Consider the following 2753-nt stretch of genomic DNA (forward strand, 5'->3'; position numbering starts at 1 on the left):
CCATATATATTCACCTCTATATTTTAATTTTCAAAAATATATCCATCAGTAAATACGCGTTTCACTGATGGATATATAAATCTATTACTCTACATCTAAACCAAAGTTATTACATAGAGAACCTAATCCACCTTGGAATCCACTTCCGATTGCATTGAATTTCCATTCACCTGCGTGACGGTATAATTCGCTCACTACTACAGCTGTTTCAATAGAGAAATCTTCTCCTAAATCGTAACGAATTAATTCTGCATTCTTTTCTTCATCCATAATACGTACGAAAGAATTAGAAACTTGTCCGAAGTTTTGGCTGCGGCCTTCTCCATCATAAATTGTAATTGTGAAACAAATACGCTCAATGTTAGCAGGAACATTTTTTAAGTCTATTTTAATTGTTTCATCGTCGCCTTCACCTTCACCTGTACGGTTATCTCCTAAATGCTCTACAGCACCATTCGCACCTTTTGGATTATTATAGAAGACGAAATCCTCTGCACCTGAAACTTTACCGTTAGCACCTACTAAGAAGATACTAACATCTAAATCGAAATCATTTTGTCCGTCATAACGATTCGTATCCCAACCAAGTCCTACAAGAACTTTCGAAAGACCTGGATTTGTTTTTGTTAAGTCTACCTTTTGTCCTTTTTTCAATGAAATAGATGCCATATTATACTATTCCTCCTTGGTTTATTTTATTGGTAACGTGATACAATCTCACTTAAGTTTTTATCTTGTGTTCCTTCTCCCACTGCTGAAAACTTCCACTCGTTTCCGTGTCGGTACATTTCACCTGCAATTAAAGTCATTTTGCCAGCATAATTATCTGACAAGTTATAACGCGCTAATTCTTCACCTGTTTGTGGGTTTTGAATACGAATATATGCATTGCGAATCATCCCAAAGTCTTGACGACGATTTACACAGTCATAAATATTTACAACGAATACTAAACGATTAATACGGCTCGGAACTTTATGTAATTCTACGAAAATTGTTTCGTCGTCACCAGCGCCTTCACCTGTTAAATTATCTCCTGAATGAATAATACTACCACAAGTAGAAAGTTTGTTGCCGAAGTAAACTAGATCATTTTTGTTTAAAAAACGATCCCCTTCTAACATAACGACAGATGCATCACAATCTACACTTGGTTTACTTCCAAATAAAGAAGACAGAAACCCACCTGATTGCCCAATTGGATCCCAGCCTAAGCCAACCTGTAGTTTCGCTACTCTCGGTTGTCCTTTCGTTAAATCAATCTTTTGTCCTTTTTCTAAAATAATAGGCATGAAGTTTCTTCCTTTCTACAAAGCATTTTCCAACTCGGAAAACATTGTATTCTTCTCTTATATTGTAGCATTATTTATCTAATGAGAAAAAGGATAAATTCTCAATTATATGAAAACAGATACTATATTTATTTATACTGATGTAATAAGTGGTAAATAGAGCCAATCATTCCTGCACAATTACCGCTTTGCGCAAGTTTAATCTCACAATTACTATAAATCTCTTGATTTAAGTATGTTCCTATCTCTTCCTTCACTTCATTTAAGAAATCATCTCCTCTTTCAGTAATTCCCCCACCAATAATAATCATTTTCGGATTAAAAATATAAGCAAGGTTACTAATTCCAATCGCCAAATGTTTAAAGAAAATCTTCACGGCTTGAATAACACTGCTATCACCCTTATCATATAATTCGAAAATTGTTTTACCATCCCACTCCTTTTCACCTTTATATCTTCGTACGAGATGAATTAATCCCGAAATTGAGGCAACCTCCTCAAAAGTATTCCCTTCTATTAACATGTTCCCCCATTCCCCAGCGCCAAACGAATGTCCACGGTATAACTCCCCATTTATAACAATTGCTCCACCAATGCCCGTTCCAAGCGTAAGCATAATAAAATCGCTTTCTCCCCTCCCTGTACCTTTCCATTTCTCGCCTAAGGCCGCACAATTAACATCATTTTCAATAGATACAGGAACTTTTAATACTTCTTGTAGTCTCTCAACAATAGAAATATTAGCATAACGCGGAATATGATCCACACCTCCCGTTATAACTCCTTTATCAATATCAACAATTCCCGCTGTACTAATACCAATTCCGGAAATAGTATGTTCAGTCATTAATTTTTTTGATAAACATATAAGTTTTTGAACAATTTGTTCCCCGCCCAAGTGAATTTCTGTTGGGACCTTTTTATGTATTAGTACTACCCCTATTTCTGAAACAATTCCATATTTAATTTGCGTACCACCAATATCAAATGCAATATATTCTTTCATCCGTTGCCACTTCCTCTACTGTTATGAGTGTAAATTCTCCATCACTCTACTATTTGCAAGGAATTTACATTAACTCTTTTCTCCCTTTAGAAATACACCACCTTTTTCTATATATAGTTTTTTTTGTATAAAACTCTTTTTCCTATGAAATATTACAAAGGGGTGTATTTTAGATGGAACAATAATTTTTTCTTCAGGAGGAAAACAATGACAAAAATCTTCATTTTAGCATCAACACTTTCTTTATCCTTTTTTAGCGGCTTAAATATTGGTAATGCTGCAACTGAAAACTTCCATCCAATAACAAACGCTATTGTACAAAATAACGATAATTTAGCAGAAGGTAATTCAAAAGATAATAATAAACCTCCAGGAAACAATGGTTCTCAGGACGATAGTGGTTCTGACGGCAATGGTTCTGGTGGCAACGGTTCTGGTGGCAGTGGTTCTGGTG

3 protein-coding genes and 1 pseudogene are annotated in these 2753 nt (G+C 35.2%); 1 reads left to right on the forward strand and 3 read right to left on the reverse strand.

Features of this window, described 5'->3' with window-relative positions:
- Window positions 1-84 precede the first annotated feature (84 nt).
- From AB3X49_RS20795 to AB3X49_RS20805, 3 genes are all read right to left on the reverse strand, one after another.
- A complete protein-coding gene (locus tag AB3X49_RS20795) occupies window positions 85-669 on the reverse strand; it encodes a TerD family protein (RefSeq protein ID WP_002010225.1) in 585 nt (194 codons plus the stop codon).
- Between the two features lie 26 nt (window positions 670-695).
- Window positions 696-1292 carry a TerD family protein gene (locus tag AB3X49_RS20800; RefSeq protein WP_002091200.1) on the reverse strand — a complete coding sequence of 199 codons (597 nt, stop codon included), beginning with the start codon at window positions 1290-1292 and terminating at the stop codon, window positions 696-698.
- 128 nt (window positions 1293-1420) lie between these two features.
- Window positions 1421-2299 carry an ROK family protein gene (locus AB3X49_RS20805; protein WP_367964473.1) on the reverse strand — a complete coding sequence of 293 codons (879 nt, stop codon included), beginning with the start codon at window positions 2297-2299 and terminating at the stop codon, window positions 1421-1423.
- Window positions 2300-2506: 207 nt separating this feature from the next.
- Here AB3X49_RS20805 and AB3X49_RS20810 point away from each other — a divergent pair.
- Window positions 2507-2753 (forward strand): annotated as a pseudogene (locus AB3X49_RS20810) (cell wall anchor protein); the annotation flags it as partial.

The organism is Bacillus sp. C30 (genome assembly GCF_040838255.1).
In the GTDB taxonomy this organism is placed as follows: domain Bacteria; phylum Bacillota; class Bacilli; order Bacillales; family Bacillaceae_G; genus Bacillus_A; species Bacillus_A mycoides.